Origin of the sequence: Streptosporangium sp. NPDC020145 (genome assembly GCF_040631275.1) — a bacterium.
In the GTDB taxonomy this organism is placed as follows: Bacteria; Actinomycetota; Actinomycetes; order Streptosporangiales; family Streptosporangiaceae; genus Streptosporangium.
In genome coordinates this window covers 72,554-88,608 of record NZ_JBEXZT010000006.1, presented here as the reverse complement: position 1 = coordinate 88,608, position 16,055 = coordinate 72,554, and the positions used below count along the sequence as shown (strand labels likewise).

Below are 16,055 nucleotides of genomic sequence, written 5' to 3'. Positions count from 1 at the left end.
GGACGCTCTGGCCGGCCCGGGTTCCTTTGACGTCACCGTGCCGCGGCCGGGTGTGGCGCCGGGCCGGGCGGGTTCAGGCGTGGGAGCCGGAGTGTTCCATCGGCGGCGCGATCGCCTGGGCGTCCACCCCCTCGCCGACCCAGAGCCCGATCAGGAAGGCCGCGGTCGCCTCAAGCAGGCCCGCCCGTTCCAGCCCCCCGCCGTCGAACGGCTCGCAGCCCAGGTCACGTACCAGGCTCCGTACGGTCTCCAGCGCCTGCGCGTCGTCACCGCAGAGCGGGACCGCCAGCGGACGGCCGCCGAAGACCGGAGGGTCCAGGTGCCACACGCTCCGGTGGCAGAGGTTGAACGCCTTGACGACGCGCGCGCCGGGCGCCGCCGCGGCCACACGCTCGGCGGCGGAGGGGCCGCCCGCGGTCTCCAGCAGGAAGCCGGGGGCGACCGGGTTGGTGCAGTCGATCAGCGTGCGGCCGTCCAGGACGCCGGCCAGGGCGGAGACCACCTCGGTGGCCGCGCCGTACGGCACCGCAAGCAACACCGCGTCCACGCCGTGCCAGGCCGCCCGCCGGGGGTCTCCCGCGCGTGCGCCGATCCTGTCCGCGAGGGCCGCCGCACGGCCCTCGTCCCGCCCGCCGACCAGCACGTCGTGCCCGGCGCGCGCCCACCTTCCGCCCAGGGCCTCCGCCATGCCGCCGGTGCCCACGATTCCGATCCTCATCATGTTCGTCCCTTCCTGTGGTCGGACCCGGGTACGACGTTAGGCAGCCGATCGGGCACCATTTGGTGCGTGTCCGCCGACCAGGGGTTCCTCGCCGACTGCCGGGCCAGGCTCGCCTTCGACCTGCTGGCCAACACCTGGAACGCCGTGGTCGTCTGGGCGCTGCGCGAGGGCCCGGTACGGCCCGGCAGGCTGCGCGAACGAATCGGCGGGATCAGCCCCAAGGTGCTCACCGAGACCCTGCGCAGGCTGGAGTTCAACGGCCTGGTCGAACGCCGGGTCCACCCCGGCGCACCGCCCCACGTCGACTACGGTCTCACCGACCTCGGCCGGAGCCTGCTGCCGCCGATAGAGGCGTTCGGCCTGTGGGCCGTCGAACACGGCGACGAGGTCATGCGCGCCCAGGAACGCGTGGAGACCCGCGACGGGTCCTGAAACGGAACCGCGGCTCATGGTCGCCGGTCTCGCGGCGCAACCCCCTTGAGTTTGGATCGCAAGCTGGTTTACAGTTCAAACCAGAGGTTTACGGTTCAAACTAGTTTGAGGAGCAGGGGGATGGATCGGCTCGACGACGACGACCGGCCACTGAGTCCGGAGGAGATGCTCCGCCTGATCGAGGAGCAGCAGGCCACGACGACCAGGCGGCTCGGCGGCGACCCGCTGCTGACCCACACGCCATGGGGGATCACCTGGTTCGCCGGGTTCGGCGCCCTGTTCCTGAACTACGCCTACGGCCTGCTCTCCCGGAGCACGGCACTGGCGGTGCTGTTCGCGCTGATGATCCTCTCCATGGCGACCACCCTTTTCGCGCAGCGGACGGTCAGCGGCCAGGTGAGGGGAGAGGCGGCCGACCGGGGCATGATGTACGGCATCTCCTGGTCGTTCGGCTTCGCCTGCGTGGTCGCGATCTGCGTCAGGCTCTCGCTCCTGCTGCCCTCCGAGGAGTCCGGCCTGCTGTGGGCGGTGACGTCCATGACGGTCGTCGCCGTCCTCTACGCCGTGGGGGGCGCGCTGTGGCGGGTGCGGACGATGTTCTTCCTCGGCGCCTGGCTCGCCGCGCTCAACGTGGCGGGTGCCATCGCGGGACCGACCGTCCACGCCCTGCTCATGTCCGTCGGAGCCGGTGGAGTGTTCACCGTCGTCGGAGTGGTGCAGCGGGCGCGGCAGCGGGGCGGGGCATGACGGGACCGCGCGAGCTAGACCCGGTCATCCACGCCCAGGCCAGGCTCCGGGTGGTCGCCACGCTCAACACGCTGGGCGAGGCCAACCAGATCACCTTCCCGGGGCTGCGGGAGCTGCTCGGGATGACCGCGGGAAACCTGTCCGTACACCTGGGGAAGCTGGAGGAAGCCGGTTACGTGGAGATCGTCAAGACCCACCGGGGGCGCACCCCGACGACCTACGTCGCTCTGACCCGGCGGGGGCGCCGGGCCTTCGAGGACTACACCGCCGCCATCCGTGAACTTCTCGACCTGTCCTAGGAGGGGACCCCAATGACAGAGATCCTGGCCCGCGCCGTCGAGGTCACCCGTGCCTACGGGGCCGTCACGGCGCTCGACCGCGTCAGCCTGGACATCCGCGCCGGTGAACTGGTCGGGCTGCTCGGTCCGAACGGCGCGGGCAAGTCCACGCTGGTCAACCTGTTCGCCGGGCTCAGAAGGCCGACCTCGGGAACCGTCGAACTGCTCGGCGGCTCACCGCTCGACCCGGCCAGGCGCCGCGGCATCGGCGTCACCCCGCAGGAGACCGGCCTGCCGCCCGCGCTGCGGGTCGGCGAGTGCGTCGACTTCGTGGCCGCCCACTTCCCCGGCGCGGTGAGCAGAGGGGAACTGCTCGAACGCTTCGGCCTCGTCGACCTGGCCAGGCGCCAGATCGGCGGCCTGTCCGGCGGGCAGAAGCGGCGTCTGGCGGTCGCGCTCGCCTTCACCGGAAACCCCCGCCTGGTCTTCCTCGACGAGCCGACCACCGGTCTCGACGTCGAGGCCCGCCACGCCCTCTGGGGGGCGGTCAGGGACTTCCACGCCGGAGGCGGGACCGTGGTCCTGACCAGCCACTATCTGGAGGAGATCGAGGCCCTGGCCCAGCGGGTCGTCGTGATCGGCGAGGGCCGGGTGCTCACCGACGACACCGTTGGGGCGGTGCGCGGCCTGGTGGGCGTCCACCGTGTCACGCTGACCGTCTCCGAACCGCCCGCCCTCGCCGGAGTCATCGGTGTCGAGCGAGAGGGCGACCGTACGCACCTGCTCACCTCCGACGCCGACGCCCTGGTCCGCGAGCTGGTGCTGAGCGGCGTCCCCTTCTCCGGCCTTGAGGTCAGGCCGACCTCCCTTGAGGAGGCCTTCCTCTCCATCACCGGCCGTGAGCCCCAGGCCGCCTGAGGCCGCCCCTCGCGGCCCGACCCCCAACGGACCCCTCCCACCGGACCCCGACAGGAGCCCGTGATGTCCCTCGTCCTCACCCACACCCGCTACCAGTTCCTCGAAACCGTCCGCGTGCCCATGACGGTGATCGGAAGCTCCGTCTTCCCCGCGCTGTCGATGCTGTTCTTCGTGGTGCCCTTCGCCGGGGACGACTCGGTCGCGGCGACCTACGCGACCGGCGCGATGCTGGTCTTCGCGGTCATGTCCTCCTGCCTGTTCACCTACGGCATCGGTGTCGCCGAGGACAGGGCCCAGCCGTGGGACCCCTACCTGCGCACCCTGCCCGCCGGGCCGCTGCCCCGCTTCACCGGGCGCATCCTCACCGTCATGGGCATCATGACGATCGCGGTCATCCCCGTCCTGCTCATCGCGGCCTTCCTCACGGAGGCGACGGTGACCCTCGGGCAGCTGCTGCTCGGCCTGGCCGCGCTGCTCCTGGGGTCGCTTCCCTTCACCCTGATGGGCCTGTTCATCGGCTACGCGCTGCCGTCGAAGGCCGCCATCGTCGTGGCCCAGGTGGTGTTCTTCCCGATGGCCGTCGGCGGCGGTCTGCTCACCGGTCCTCCCAGCACCGCCCCGGCGTTCATCCAGGCCGTCGCCCCCTACCTGCCGACCAGGGGCGCGGTCGAGCTGGTCTGGGCCGCCAGCACGGGCTTCTCGCCCGCCCCGCTCTCCCTGGCGATGCTGGCGCTGTGGGTCGCGGTCTTCGCCGGCCTGGCCGTGTGGGCCTACCGCCGCGACGAGGGGCGCCGCTTCTCCTGAGCTCACCCGAGAGACCTTGGAAGGAGCCCTCACCCGCCTCACAGGGGCAGGCGGGGACCGCGACGCCGGAGAAAGTCCCCGGTCTCGCGTAACACGATGTCCGCGAGGGCGGAACGGCCCGGGCCAGGTGGCCCGGGCCGTTCCCGTGTCCGGGAAGGGGAGTGTTTCCGCAGGTCAGCTCGTGGCGCTCCTCGGTCGCCGCCACCACCCGAGCGCTCGCGCTCCACCTTCTCAAAGCGGGAGTCTCTGGTTTTGTCCTGTTGTGCCGACTTTTCGGGACCCGTCCTGTACATCAGGCGCTGTCGCTCGTTTCCTGGGCCCCGTGGATTTCCCCCACACGAAGGTGGCTCTGTGTAGCCGACGGTTACGGTTCGTGTTTAATGGGGTGGCTACCACTTGAGGTGGATCGACAACTCCAGGAAAGAGGAGAAAGCATCGTGCGCCGCATCGTCATCGGGTTCGCTGCCGCTGGGATGGCCGTCTTCGGCATGCTGGCGGCCACGGCGGCACCGTCAGCCGCCGACCCCGCACCGTCCAATGGGCTCGGCGTTCTTGAGTCCAACTCAAACCCATGCGTAACGGCTAGTAATACAGGAATCCTCACCGCCATCCTGAAGAAGTGCTGACCGTGCCGGCTTGACCGTGGGTCCGGCAGCCGTAGCCGGTGATCGAGATCGATGGTGTCGTTGGGAAGCCGGATCGCCCGGGGTGGTCTGCCCTGGGCGACCCGGCTTCTGAGCGCTGTCCCAGGCGGTTCTGCACGGCTGTCGATGAACCCGGGTTCCGATGTCACGGGCCGGCGCCGGCCGGTAAGCCGGCACGTGTCCGGCTCAGGTGACGATGCGGCCCGCGAAAGCTCTTGACCTGGGATTTCCTGCCTTACCTCCGCGCTTCCCCTGGCCGGCCCTCCTCGGCCGTCGCCGTTACCCGCACGCCTTTCGCCTCTCTGGCGAAGCCGGGCTGCCTGCGAATGCTCACCTCGCTGCTCGCCCTCATCTCGGGGTGCCGGTCGGGCCGGTGCCGCTGGCCGTGCTCGGGGCCGGGCCCGGCGGCCTGGCGCTCGGCGTCCGCGCGATGCGGCGCGGGACCTGCCCCCGACCGGCATATCGGACGATATTCCACGCCTTATTTCACCATTTTTAGGCATATAACATAATCGCATATGTCAGGCTTTTCTTGTCTCTTTCCTAGGTCAAAGATAACTTTTGTCGCGCACCTCTGTGCGGGCGTCCCGCCCGCGGTCCACCCCTCGCTTCCCATCGGAGGTACCAGCGCGTGATCACCAGAAAGGCGGCCGTCGCCGCCGCGGGCGTTCTGGCCTTGGGAGGACTGGTGTACGGCCATCCTCCCGCCCAGGCCGGAACCTCCGGTCTGTCCGCCCCCCTGGCGACCTGCCGTTCCTACACCAACGACGCCAGGACCATCGGGTACGGCGGCTGCACCATCATGGACGGCTGGGAGCGCTGGCGGCTCGGCGTGCGGTGCACGACCGGCGGCGCCGACTACCACTCGCCCTGGCAGTACACCTCGCACACGAAGAGCTATCGGTGCCCGGGAGGCGGCAGGGTGACCGGTGTCTGGACCGACAGCGAGTCCTGAGCCCGGAATTCTCCCCGAACGGTCCGAGGTGATTCACGGCATATTTCATGACATATGCAATATGCCGTGAAATCTCAGGGTGAGCAGAGCGTTCTCTCGATGGCCGTCAGGACGCGCTCCGCCTTCCGGGAACCGGTCACGACTGTTTCGCCGAAGCGGGCGCGTACCCGCCGTCTCGCCTCCGCCCGATCCGTTCCCTCCGCCAGGTCCCGGCACGAGGCCAGCGCCCGGCCGACCGGCTCCCCCCGGCCGGGCGCGGCGCCGAGCGCGGGATCGATCTCCCGCAGGGCGCCCAGCAGCGCCCGGACCCGGCGCGCGTCGGGGGACACGCCGACGGACGTCCCCGCGGACGGCGGGCCGGGCGCGGGGGTGGTGGGAGCAGGGGTGCTCGCCTTGACGGCGTTGTGCGCCCTGCTGATCCGGTCACCGACGGCGCCGATCCCGGCGACCAGGGCAAAGCCTGTCACGGCCGTCAGCACCAGCGCCTTCAGCGGGCTGTGCCGCTTCGGCCCCCGGTCACGGCCGGGGGAACGTTTGCCGAGAGTGCCCATCCACCGGACAATAACGGCGCGTCCCTCGTGGAGCGACATCCTGTCACATGCGGGGAACGACCCGGGAGACCACACGATCTCCCGGGTGCGACGCCCGCGGACACAGCCCTCAGAGGTACAGGCCGATGCTCTCCGGCTCGGCCGGGGCCTCGCCCACCCCGTCACGCAGGGCGAACAGCTCGGCGAGGGTCGCGCCCGACACCGGGACGCCCTCCGCGGTGCCCAGCCACCCGACCGCCTCGTCGTGCGGAAGGGCGCCGACCTCAAGCTGGGCGAGGCAGCGGCCCGGGCGGACCACCGCAGGGTGGAGCCGGGACAGGCTCTCGTTGGTCGTGATCGCGACCAGCACGTCACGGCCGTGACCGAGCAGGCCGTCGGTCAGGTTGAGCAGCCGGGAGAGACCCTGCCCCGTCACCTCCTTGGCTCCGGCCCTGATCAGCTCGTCACAGTCCTCAAGCACGAGGAGGCGCCACTTCTTGCCGCCCTCGTCGTCGGAGTCTGAGCCGACCGCGACCTCCATCAGATAGCCGGGGGAGTTGAACAGCCGCTCCGGGTCGAGCACGCAGTCGACCTGGCACCAGGAGCGCCACTCACGGGCGAGCGTGCGCAGCAGCGTCGTCTTCCCGGTGCCGGGCGGTCCGTGCAGCAGGACCAGGCGGCCACGCACGTCGGCGGGGGTCAGGGCCATCAGCCGGTCCAGCGGGCCGCGCAGGGACCGGGAGTAGTTGCCGCCGATCTCCGCCCAGGGGACGGCGGTGATGGGCTTGCCGGAACGGCGGGCGCCGTGCGGGCCCTGCCACCAGAAGCCCATCTCGACGTGGTCGCTCTCCGGTACGGCCTCCCGCGCGTCCTTGACCGTCTCCTCGATCACCGAGCGGGCCAGCCCCTCGTCGACCGCGGTGACGCTGACCAGCGCGGAGCGGTTGCGGTAGCGGACGACCCGCAGCGTCCAGCCCTCCCCGCGGATCAGCCGGGACTCCCGCCCGTCGTCCTCCCGCGCGACCCGCACCAGCGTCCCCGTCGCCGGGGCGAGCGGGGCGTCGGCGCGGATCCGTTCCAGTTCGGTGGTGCGCGACCACGGCTGGGCGCCCGTCGCGAACGGCGACAGCGCCAGGGCGTCGATCACGTCGACCGCCGAGTCGCCGTCGTCGAGCCAGATGCTCATCGGTACTTCCGCCGGGTGCGGCTCCGGAGTGATACTGACCTCCCTGAGAACGGACATGTCGGCAATGATCCCCTTCGCGGCCATCCGGGTCGAGGGATTTACCTCACTTCCTGGACAGCACGCCGTCGTAGGTGGTGCCGAAGCCCATGCCGTCGGTCCAGTGGTAGGCCAGCCGTCCGCCCTTGCCGGTGAGGGTGAGGTCGCCCGGGACGCACTGGAGGACGTCGTGGACCTTCAGCTCGAACCCGAGGGCCTTCCCACTGGTTCTGGTGAGCGCGAGGGTGCCCGAGCACCCCGAGGTCGGCTCGGTCCACGAGCCCGACGTCTTCCCCTGGGCCAGGACGATCGTCACGTCGTGCTCGCGGAGGGGGAAGGGTCCGCTCTCCGTCGGCTTGATGTGCCCGGACCAGGTCCCGGCGAACGCGGCGGGGACTCCGGCGCCTCCTGGACCCGCCGAGGACTCGGGGACCGGCTCCCCGGTGTCGTAGACGTCGCCGGGCAGGTCGTCGTACTCCCCCCGGGGTTCGTCTGAAGGGGAGGCGGTGGCGCCCGCGGGCGTGCCCGTCACGCGGGGGCCGCCCGTCGAGGCGGGGACCGAACCCGGCCCGCCGGCCAGGTACCAGACCGTGACACCCCCGGCGGCCACGAGCGCAACGGCGGCCAGACCGGCGCCGAGCACGGTCCCGGAACGCCGCCGGGACGCCTGGGTGCGCAGGTCCGCGCCGCCCTCACCGGTGCTCTCCCCGGCCTTCGCCCCTCCGGTGGCCTCTCCGGTCACCGCCCCGCCCACCGGCTTCCCGGACGGCGGAGCCTGCCCGCCCGGATCGACGAGGCTCACCATCAGGGAACGGGCGGTGGGCCTGCGCGCCGGGTCCTTGTCCAGGCACGCGCCGATCAGCCCGGCCAGCCTGGCGGGCAGTACGGAAAGGTCGGGCCGGTGGTTGAGGATCCGGTTCAGCACGGCGGGCAGTGTGTCGGCCCCGAACGGCGAACGCCCGCTCGCCGCGCACAGCATGGTGGCCGCCCAGGCGAACACGTCGGAGGCGGGCGAGGCCGGGGAACCGCCGATCTGCTCGGGCGCCATGTAGGCCGGGGTGCCGACGATGCCCGAGGTCATCGTCGCCGCGCCGTCCGCCCTGGCGATGCCGAAGTCCACGACCCGGGGGCCGTCGGGACCGAGCAGCACGTTGGCCGGCTTGAAGTCCCGGTGCACGACCCCGGCCGCGTGGATCGCCGCCAGCGCGGTCGCCGTGCCGACCACGAGCCGCTCCAGTTCACCGCCCCGCAGCGGCCCGCGCTCCCTGATCCGCTGCTGCAGGGACGGCCCGTCGACGAACTCGCTCACCACGTACGGCCGGGGCCCGTCGACCGAGGCGGCCAGCACGCGGGCCGTGCAGAAGGGGGCGACGCTCTCCAGCGCCGACAGCTCCCTGGCCAGTCGCGCGCGGGTCTCGGCGTCGGCGCCGAACAGCAGCTTGACGGCGACCTGCTCCCCGCCGGGCGTCTGCCCCAGGTAGACGACGCCCTGGCCGCCCTCGCCCAGCCTTCCGGTCAGCCGGAAGGCGCCCAGGCTGCGGGGGTCGTCCTGGGACAGGGGGGTGGTGCTCACGGGGCAAGGCTAGCGATGCCCGCCTGATATAGGCATATTTTGAGACATGCGGACGATCGACTGGGTGGACGACGCCATCGAACTCGTGGACCAGACGGCGCTTCCCGACAGATGCGACATGCTCAGGATCGGCACGGTGGACGAGCTCATCGGGGCCATCCGGCGGCTGGCCGTACGGGGCGCGCCCGCGCTGGGGGTCGCCGGGGCGCTCGGGGTGGCACTCGCCGTACGCGACGAACCCGACCCCGTGGCGGTCGCGACCAGGCTGCGCGCGGCCAGGCCGACCGCGGTCAACCTCGCCTGGGCCGTCGACGCCGCGCTCGGCCATCTGGACGGCGGGTTCGAGGCGGTCCTCGCCCACGCCCTGCGGATCAGGGACGACGACATCGCGGCCTGCCGCGCGATGGGGGAGCGGGGCGCCGACCTGGTGCGCGAGCTCACCGGGCGTGACCGGGTGCGGATCATGACCGTCTGCAACACCGGAGGCCTGGCCGCGGTCGAGCGCGGCACCGCCCTCGGCGTCGTGCAGACCCTGCACGAGCGGGGACGGCTGGCCGAGGCGCTGGCCATGGAGACCAGGCCGCTGCTGCAGGGCGCCAGGCTGACGGCCTGGGAGCTGGACCGGATGGGCGCGCCGTACCGGCTGATCGCCGACTCGGCGGGACCGTTCCTGCTGGCCAGGGGGTACGCGGACGCGGTGCTCATCGGCGCCGACCGGATCGCCGCGGATGGCGACACGGCGAACAAGATCGGCTCGTACGCCCTGGCCCTGGGCGCCCGCCGGGCGGGTGTGCCGTTCGTCGTCGTCGCCCCGGAGAGCACCGTCGACCCCGCCACCCCGACCGGCGCCGGGATCGAGATCGAGGAACGCGACCAGGACGAGGTGCTCGGCGTGCGCGGGACACGGCTCGCGCCCGCGGGGGCCCGCGCGGCCAACCCGGCCTTCGACGTCACCCCGCACGATCTGGTCACGGCCATCGTCACCGAGCGCAGGGTCATCCGCCCTGACCTGGGAGAACGACCCTGAATGGGTTTGGGGGGCTTTCTATGGGTAGGCGAGGGTGATCGGTCGCCAGAGTCCCGTTTCTTCAGGAGATCAGTTCGTAAACCACGGGATCAGGCGAAGCGTCAACGACTACGCTCCGATTAACCCCCTGTACCCAAACCGTGGAGAACCCTCGTGGCCATCGATCTTGTTACCCGTCGAGAGTGGGGTGCCCGGGAGCCGCGCGGTTCCTACGGCAGGCTCACCTCGACCAAAGGAGTCAAGGTCCACTACACCGGCGGCCAGGTGAGCCCGGGCATCGTCGACGACCACGCCAAGTGCGTCGCGATGGTCAGGTCGATCCAGAACTTCCACATGGACGGCAACGGCTGGATCGACATCGGCTACTCGATGATCGCCTGCCCGCACCGCAAGGTGTTCGAGGGCCGTGGCCCCGGTCACCTGCCCGCGGCCAACGGCGCCGGTCTCAACAGCGCCCACTACGCCGTGCTCGGCCTGGTCGGCAACGCCGGTCTGGTCCAGCCGACCGACGACACCCTGAACGCCATCCTCGACGCCGTCGACTACCTGCGCCTCAAGGGCGGTGCCGGCAGAGAGATCAAGGGCCACCGCGACGGCTACTCGACCGACTGCCCGGGAGACGCGCTGTACGCCTGGGTCAGGAGGGGCGCCCCCCGCCCCGGCGGCGGCCAGACCCCCGGCGAGCCCCAGGAGCCGTCCCCGCCCGCCTTCCCCGGCCGCGTCCTGAAGTACCCGCCCCTCCTGGAGGGGGAGGACGTGCGCACCTGGCAGGCCAAGATGAAGGCCCGAGGCTGGGACATCGACGTCGACGGCCTGTACGGCGAGCGCTCCCGTGAGGTGTGCCGCGCCTTCCAGACGGAGAAGAGCCTGCCGGTCACCGGCGCCGTCGACCGCGCCACCTGGGACGCCACCTGGAAGGCCCCGGTCACCTGATCCGCCCTGGTGGGCATCCGGCCCACCAGAAGGCCCCGCCCTCCCGGCCCCTCCGCCGGGAGGGCGGGGCCTTTCCTCGTGTGACCCCGGGTAATCCCAGGCCGGCGAGGCCGTACGCCTCGGCCGTGAGCGGGAGCCCGCCGTTCGGGACCGGGGGGAGGGAAGGCGGTTTGGCGGGTGGGCTTACTATCCGGTTCATGACGGTGCCGCCTGAGGAACTTCGAACGGCCGACGGTTTCCCGCCGACCACGCGGGAGCGGTGGCGTGAGCTCGCGCTCGGCGTCCTGCGCAAGTCCGGGATCGAGACGGACTCACCGGAGGAGGCGCTGTCCTCCACCACCTACGACGGCGTGACCATCGCGCCGCTCTACGACTCCTCCGACCTGCCCGGCGACCCGGGCCTGCCCGGTGCGGCGCCGTACGTCAGAGGGGCCCGCCCTGTGGGGGGCTGGGACGTCAGGCAGCGCCACGAGGTGGCCGACAGGGAGGCGGTCCTGGCCGATCTGGAGAACGGCGTCACCTCACTGTGGCTCACGCTGGAGCCGGAGGACCTGCCGCGTGTCCTCGGCGAGGAGATCTACCTGGACCTGGTCCCGATCGTCCTGGACGCCGGGGAACGCACCGCGGAGGCGGCCGGGACACTGTTCGCGCTGGCCGAACGGCGCGGCGTCGCCCGGGGCGGCCTGACCGGGAACCTGGGGGCCGACCCGGTCCGCGACCCCGCGACCGCGGCCGAACTGGCCCGGCGCTGCGCGGCCGACTTCCCCGGGCTGCGCGCGGTCGTGATCGACGGCACGCCGTACCACGACATGGGGGCAGGCGACGCCGAGGAGCTCGGCTGCGCGACGGCGGCGGGGGTGGCGGCCCTGCGGATGCTGACCGGCGCGGGACTGCCGGTCGAGGAGGCGTTCGGCCAGCTGGAGTTCCGCTACGCGGCGACCGCCGACCAGTTCCTCACCATCGCCAAGCTCCGCGCCGCGCGCCGGGTCTGGGCGCGCGTCGCCGAGGTGTGCGGGGCGGTGGAGAACGCGGGGCAGCGCCAGCACGCGGTGACCGGCTCGGCGATGATGACGGTCCGCGACCCCTGGGTGAACATGCTCCGCACCACACTGGCCTGCTTCGCGGCCGGGGCGGGCGGGGCGGACGCGGTGACCGTGCAGCCGTTCGACGCCTGCCTGGGGCTGCCCGACGCCTTCGCCCGCAGGATCGCCCGCAACACCCACGCGCTGCTCGTCGAGGAGGCGGGGACGGCCAGGGTGACGGACCCCGCGGGCGGGTCGTGGTACGTCGAGCGGCTCACCGAGGACCTGGCGGGCAAGGCCTGGGAGTGGTTCCAGGAGATCGAACGCGCCGGGGGCATGGCCGTGGCCGTGGAGTCGGGGCTCGTCTCCGGCCGGATCGCCGCCACCTGGCGTGAGCGCTCCGGCAACATCGCGCACCGCCGCGACCCGATCACCGGGGTGAGCGAGTTCCCCGACCTCGGTGAGCGCCCGCTGAGCAGGCCGCCCAGACCGCGTCCCCGGGCCGGTGTCCGTTACGCCCAGGAGTTCGAGGCGCTGCGCGACCTGGCGGACGCCCAGGAGATCAGGCCCGCGGTGTTCCTGGCCGTCATCGGCCCGGTCGCCGCGCACACCGCCAGGGCCTCCTTCGCGGCCAACCTGTTCAACGCCGGGGGCGTCGCGGCCCTCACCGCCCCCGTGCCGCCGGGAGGCACGGTCGACCCGGCCGCGATCGCCGCGGCCTTCGCCGCGAGCGGCGCCAGGATCGCCTGCCTGTGCTCAAGCGACCGGCTGTACGGCGAGCACGCCGAGGCCGTGGCCGCCGCGCTGCGCGAGGCCGGGGCGGTGAAGGTGTGGCTGGCGGGCAGGGGGGACCACGTGGGCGTGGACGCCACCGTCCACGCCGGGTGCGACGCGCTCGGCGTGCTCCACACGATCTTCGACGACCTGGAGGTGGCTCGTTGATTCCCGACTTCTCCGGAATCGGGCTGACCGGAGAGCCCGCGGCGCCCCCCGACCGGGAGGGCTGGGCGCGGGCCGTACGGCGGGCGACCGGTCAGAACCCGGACGAGCTGACGTGGCGGACGCCGGAGGGCATCGACGTCAAGCCGCTGTACACGGCCGACGACCTCGACGGGCTCGGCTTCCTGGAGACCTACCCGGGGGCGGTGCCGTACCTGCGCGGGCCGTACCCGACCATGTACGTCAACCAGCCGTGGACCGTCAGGCAGTACGCCGGGTTCTCCACGGCCGAGGAGTCCAACGCCTTCTACCGCCGCAACCTGGCGGCCGGGCAGAAGGGACTGTCGGTCGCCTTCGACCTGGCCACCCACCGGGGCTACGACTCCGACCATCCGAGGGTGGCCGGGGACGTGGGCATGGCGGGGGTCGCCATCGACTCCATCTACGACATGCGGCAGCTGTTCGACGGCATCCCCCTCGACCGGATGAGCGTGTCGATGACCATGAACGGCGCGGTGCTCCCGGTGCTCGCGCTCTACATCGTGGCCGCCGAGGAGCAGGGGGTGGCGCCGGAGCAGCTGGCCGGGACCATCCAGAACGACATCCTCAAGGAGTTCATGGTCCGCAACACCTACATCTATCCGCCCGCTCCGTCGATGCGGATCATCTCCGACATCTTCTCCTACACCAGCGAGCGGATGCCGAAGTTCAACTCCATCTCGATCTCCGGGTACCACATCCAGGAGGCCGGGGCCACGTGCGACCTGGAGCTGGCCTACACCCTGGCCGACGGCGTCGAGTACCTCAGGGCGGGCACCGCGGCCGGGCTCGACGTCGACAGGTTCGCGCCCCGCCTGTCGTTCTTCTGGTGCATCGGCATGAACTTCTTCATGGAGGTCGCCAAGCTCCGCGCCGCCCGGCTGCTGTGGGCGCGCCTGGTCTCCGGGTTCGGCGCGGAGAACCCCAGGTCGCTGTCGCTGCGGACCCACTCGCAGACCTCCGGCTGGTCGCTGACCGCCCAGGACGTCTTCAACAACGTGGTGCGCACCTGCGTCGAGGCGATGGCCGCGACCCAGGGGCACACCCAGTCGCTGCACACCAACGCCCTGGACGAGGCGCTGGCGCTGCCGACCGACTTCTCCGCAAGGATCGCCCGCAACACCCAGCTGCTGCTGCAGCAGGAGTCGGGCACCTGCCGGGTGATCGACCCGTGGGGCGGCTCCTACTACGTCGAGCGGCTCACCCACGAGCTGGCGGTCAGGGCCTGGGGGCACATCCAGGAGGTCGAGGCGGCGGGCGGCATGGCCAGGGCGATCGACCAGGGCCTGCCCAAGCTGCGCATCGAGGAGGCCGCGGCCCGGACCCAGGCCCGTATCGACTCCGGGCGCCAGCCGGTGATCGGCGTCAACAAGTACCGGCCCGACGCCGAGGAGCCCATCGAGGTCCTCAAGGTCGACAACAGCGCGGTGCGCGCCCAGCAGCTCGGCAAACTCCGCAGGCTGCGCCAGGAGCGCGACCCGGCGCGGGTCGAACGGGCCCTTGAGGCGCTGACCAAGGGCGCGGCCGGGGACGGCAACCTGCTGGCGCTGTCCATCGAGGCGGCGCGGGCCATGGCGACGGTCGGGGAGATCTCCGACGCGCTGGAGAAGGTCTTCGGCAGGCACGCGGGCCAGATCCGCACGATCTCCGGTGTCTACCGGCAGGAGGTGGGTCCGGGAGTGGACGAGGTCCGTACGGCCTGCGCCGAGTTCGAGCGGCTTGAGGGGCGCCGCCCCCGCATCCTGGTCGCCAAGATGGGCCAGGACGGCCACGACCGAGGGCAGAAGGTGATCGCGACGGCCTTCGCCGACCTGGGGTTCGACGTGGACGTCGGCCCGCTGTTCCAGACGCCCGAGGAGGTCGCCCGCCAGGCGGTCGAGGCCGACGTGCACGTGGTCGGGGTCTCCTCGCTGGCCGCCGGGCACCTGACGCTGGTGCCCGCGCTGCGGGCGGCGCTGGCCGAGCTGGGCGCGGAGGACGTCATGATCGTGGTCGGCGGGGTGATCCCGCCGGGAGACTTCGAGGCGCTGCGCGCCGCGGGGGCCTCGGCGATCTTCCCGCCCGGGACCGTGATCGCCGGGGCCGCCGGGGAGCTGCTGGCCGAACTGCGTACCCGGCTCGGCCATGTCCAGGACGGTTGAGGACTACGCCCGGGGGGTCAAGGAGGGCTCCCGGGCCTGGATCGCCAGGGCGATCACGCTGGTCGAGTCGAGCAGGCCCGACCACCGGGCCATGGCCCAGCGGCTGCTGGTCGAGCTGGCCCCGCTGGCGGGCAGGGCCCGCCGGGTCGGGGTGACCGGGGTGCCCGGCGTGGGCAAGTCCACCTTCGTCGACACGCTCGGCACCCTCCTGACCGGCAGGGGGCACCGGGTCGCGGTGCTCGCCGTCGATCCGTCGTCGACCAGGACCGGCGGCAGCATCCTGGGCGACAAGACCAGGATGTCCAGACTGGCGGCCGACCCGGCCGCCTTCATCCGCCCGTCCCCGACCTCGGGCACGCTCGGCGGGGTGGCCAAGGCGACCCGTGAGGCGATGGTCGTGGTCGAGGCGGCGGGCTACGACGTCGTACTCGTCGAGACGGTGGGGGTCGGCCAGTCGGAGACCGCGGTCGCCGACATGGTGGACACCTTCCTGCTGCTCGCGCTGGCCAGGACCGGCGACCAGCTCCAGGGCATCAAGAAGGGCGTGCTGGAGCTGGCGGACGTGATCGCGGTCAACAAGGCCGACGGGCCGCACGAACCGGACGCCAGGAGGGCGGCCAGGGAGCTGGCCGGGGCGCTGCGGCTGTTGCGCTCCGAGCGCACGGTGCCCGTGCTGACCTGCAGCGGACTCGAAGGCGCGGGGATGGAGGAGCTGTGGCGTCAGGTCGTGGCGCACCAGGAGGCCATGGAGGTCTCGGGCGAGCTGTCCGCCCGCCGCCGCGCGCAGCAGGTCGGCTGGACCTGGGCGCTGGTGACCGAACGCCTGCTGGCCGGGCTCCGCGGGCATCCGGAGGTGGCCGCGATCGCCCCGGAGGTCGAGCGGCTGGTGCAGACGGGGGAGCTGACGCCGTCCCTGGCCGCCGACCGCATCCTGGACGCCTTCGGGCACCGGCCCGCGTGACCGCGCGAGGTCATGTGATCCCGGTCACGCTGAGCGACCACAGGTGGGAACTGATTTGCGAATTCTGCCCACATTACATGAATCCTTGCTTAAGAAACTGATTCATTACAGTTATGGTAAAACGATTATTTGGCTGCGACCTTGATCGCCCACTGCCAATCATGTGATA

At 71.8% G+C, this 16,055-nt stretch carries 16 protein-coding genes; 12 read left to right on the top strand and 4 right to left on the bottom strand.

Annotated features, from left to right (window positions below; translation table 11 throughout):
- Window positions 1-73: 73 nt before the first annotated feature.
- Entirely contained in the window at window positions 74-721 is a 648-nt protein-coding gene (locus ABZ463_RS13800) for an NAD(P)-binding domain-containing protein (RefSeq protein ID WP_352011996.1), read from the bottom strand.
- A 66-nt stretch (window positions 722-787) separates the two neighbouring features.
- Between ABZ463_RS13800 and ABZ463_RS13795 the strand changes: the two genes are divergently transcribed.
- The 7 genes from ABZ463_RS13795 (at window position 788) to ABZ463_RS13765 (ending at window position 5,499) form a co-directional block, all read left to right on the top strand.
- Window positions 788-1,153: a helix-turn-helix domain-containing protein gene (locus tag ABZ463_RS13795; RefSeq protein WP_362776023.1), complete on the top strand. Its 366-nt coding sequence runs from the start codon at window positions 788-790 to the stop codon at window positions 1,151-1,153.
- Between the two features lie 120 nt (window positions 1,154-1,273).
- Entirely contained in the window at window positions 1,274-1,900 is a 627-nt protein-coding gene (locus ABZ463_RS13790; protein ID WP_362776021.1) for a hypothetical protein, read from the top strand.
- Entirely contained in the window at window positions 1,897-2,199 is a 303-nt protein-coding gene (locus tag ABZ463_RS13785; protein WP_352011999.1) for a transcriptional regulator, read from the top strand. The genes ABZ463_RS13790 and ABZ463_RS13785 overlap by 4 nt, the downstream gene beginning before the upstream one ends.
- 12 nt (window positions 2,200-2,211) lie before the next feature.
- Window positions 2,212-3,096: an ABC transporter ATP-binding protein gene (locus tag ABZ463_RS13780; RefSeq protein ID WP_352012000.1), complete on the top strand. Its 885-nt coding sequence runs from the start codon at window positions 2,212-2,214 to the stop codon at window positions 3,094-3,096.
- 63 nt (window positions 3,097-3,159) lie between these two features.
- The gene (locus ABZ463_RS13775) at window positions 3,160-3,900 is read left to right on the top strand and encodes an ABC transporter permease (protein ID WP_362776018.1); all 741 of its coding nucleotides are present in this window, start codon (window positions 3,160-3,162) and stop codon (window positions 3,898-3,900) included.
- A gap of 437 nt (window positions 3,901-4,337) precedes the next feature.
- Window positions 4,338-4,526 (top strand): hypothetical protein, encoded by a 189-nt coding sequence (locus tag ABZ463_RS13770; protein ID WP_352012002.1) that lies wholly within the window; start codon window positions 4,338-4,340, stop codon window positions 4,524-4,526.
- 649 nt (window positions 4,527-5,175) lie between these two features.
- Window positions 5,176-5,499 (top strand): hypothetical protein, encoded by a 324-nt coding sequence (locus ABZ463_RS13765; protein ID WP_352012003.1) that lies wholly within the window; start codon window positions 5,176-5,178, stop codon window positions 5,497-5,499.
- Window positions 5,500-5,573: 74 nt separating this feature from the next.
- Here ABZ463_RS13765 and ABZ463_RS13760 read toward each other — a convergent pair whose 3' ends face one another.
- The 3 genes from ABZ463_RS13760 to ABZ463_RS13750 all read right to left on the bottom strand — a co-directional run bounded on the left by ABZ463_RS13760 (window position 5,574) and on the right by ABZ463_RS13750 (window position 8,824).
- On the bottom strand, window positions 5,574-6,050 hold the full coding sequence (locus ABZ463_RS13760; RefSeq protein ID WP_362776015.1) for a hypothetical protein: 477 nt from the start codon (window positions 6,048-6,050) through the stop codon (window positions 5,574-5,576).
- A gap of 109 nt (window positions 6,051-6,159) precedes the next feature.
- Window positions 6,160-7,272, bottom strand: a complete 1,113-nt coding sequence (locus ABZ463_RS13755; RefSeq protein WP_362776013.1) for a DUF5925 domain-containing protein — start codon at window positions 7,270-7,272, stop codon at window positions 6,160-6,162.
- Window positions 7,273-7,318: 46 nt separating this feature from the next.
- Window positions 7,319-8,824: a serine/threonine-protein kinase gene (locus ABZ463_RS13750; protein ID WP_362776011.1), complete on the bottom strand. Its 1,506-nt coding sequence runs from the start codon at window positions 8,822-8,824 to the stop codon at window positions 7,319-7,321.
- Window positions 8,825-8,870: 46 nt separating this feature from the next.
- Here ABZ463_RS13750 and mtnA point away from each other — a divergent pair, with 46 nt between their 5' ends.
- The 5 genes from mtnA (at window position 8,871) to meaB (ending at window position 15,886) form a co-directional block, all read left to right on the top strand.
- A complete protein-coding gene (mtnA, locus tag ABZ463_RS13745) occupies window positions 8,871-9,851 on the top strand; it encodes an S-methyl-5-thioribose-1-phosphate isomerase (RefSeq protein ID WP_362776009.1) in 981 nt (326 codons plus the stop codon).
- Between the two features lie 153 nt (window positions 9,852-10,004).
- Window positions 10,005-10,784 carry an N-acetylmuramoyl-L-alanine amidase gene (locus ABZ463_RS13740; RefSeq protein WP_352012008.1) on the top strand — a complete coding sequence of 260 codons (780 nt, stop codon included), beginning with the start codon at window positions 10,005-10,007 and terminating at the stop codon, window positions 10,782-10,784.
- Window positions 10,785-10,981: 197 nt separating this feature from the next.
- On the top strand, window positions 10,982-12,748 hold the full coding sequence (locus ABZ463_RS13735; RefSeq protein ID WP_362776007.1) for a methylmalonyl-CoA mutase subunit beta: 1,767 nt from the start codon (window positions 10,982-10,984) through the stop codon (window positions 12,746-12,748).
- Complete coding sequence (gene scpA / locus ABZ463_RS13730; RefSeq protein ID WP_362776005.1) at window positions 12,745-14,925, top strand: methylmalonyl-CoA mutase; 2,181 nt, start codon at window positions 12,745-12,747, stop codon at window positions 14,923-14,925. The genes ABZ463_RS13735 and scpA overlap by 4 nt, the downstream gene beginning before the upstream one ends.
- Window positions 14,909-15,886: a methylmalonyl Co-A mutase-associated GTPase MeaB gene (gene meaB, locus ABZ463_RS13725; protein ID WP_352012011.1), complete on the top strand. Its 978-nt coding sequence runs from the start codon at window positions 14,909-14,911 to the stop codon at window positions 15,884-15,886. The genes scpA and meaB overlap by 17 nt, the downstream gene beginning before the upstream one ends.
- Window positions 15,887-16,055 lie beyond the last annotated feature (169 nt).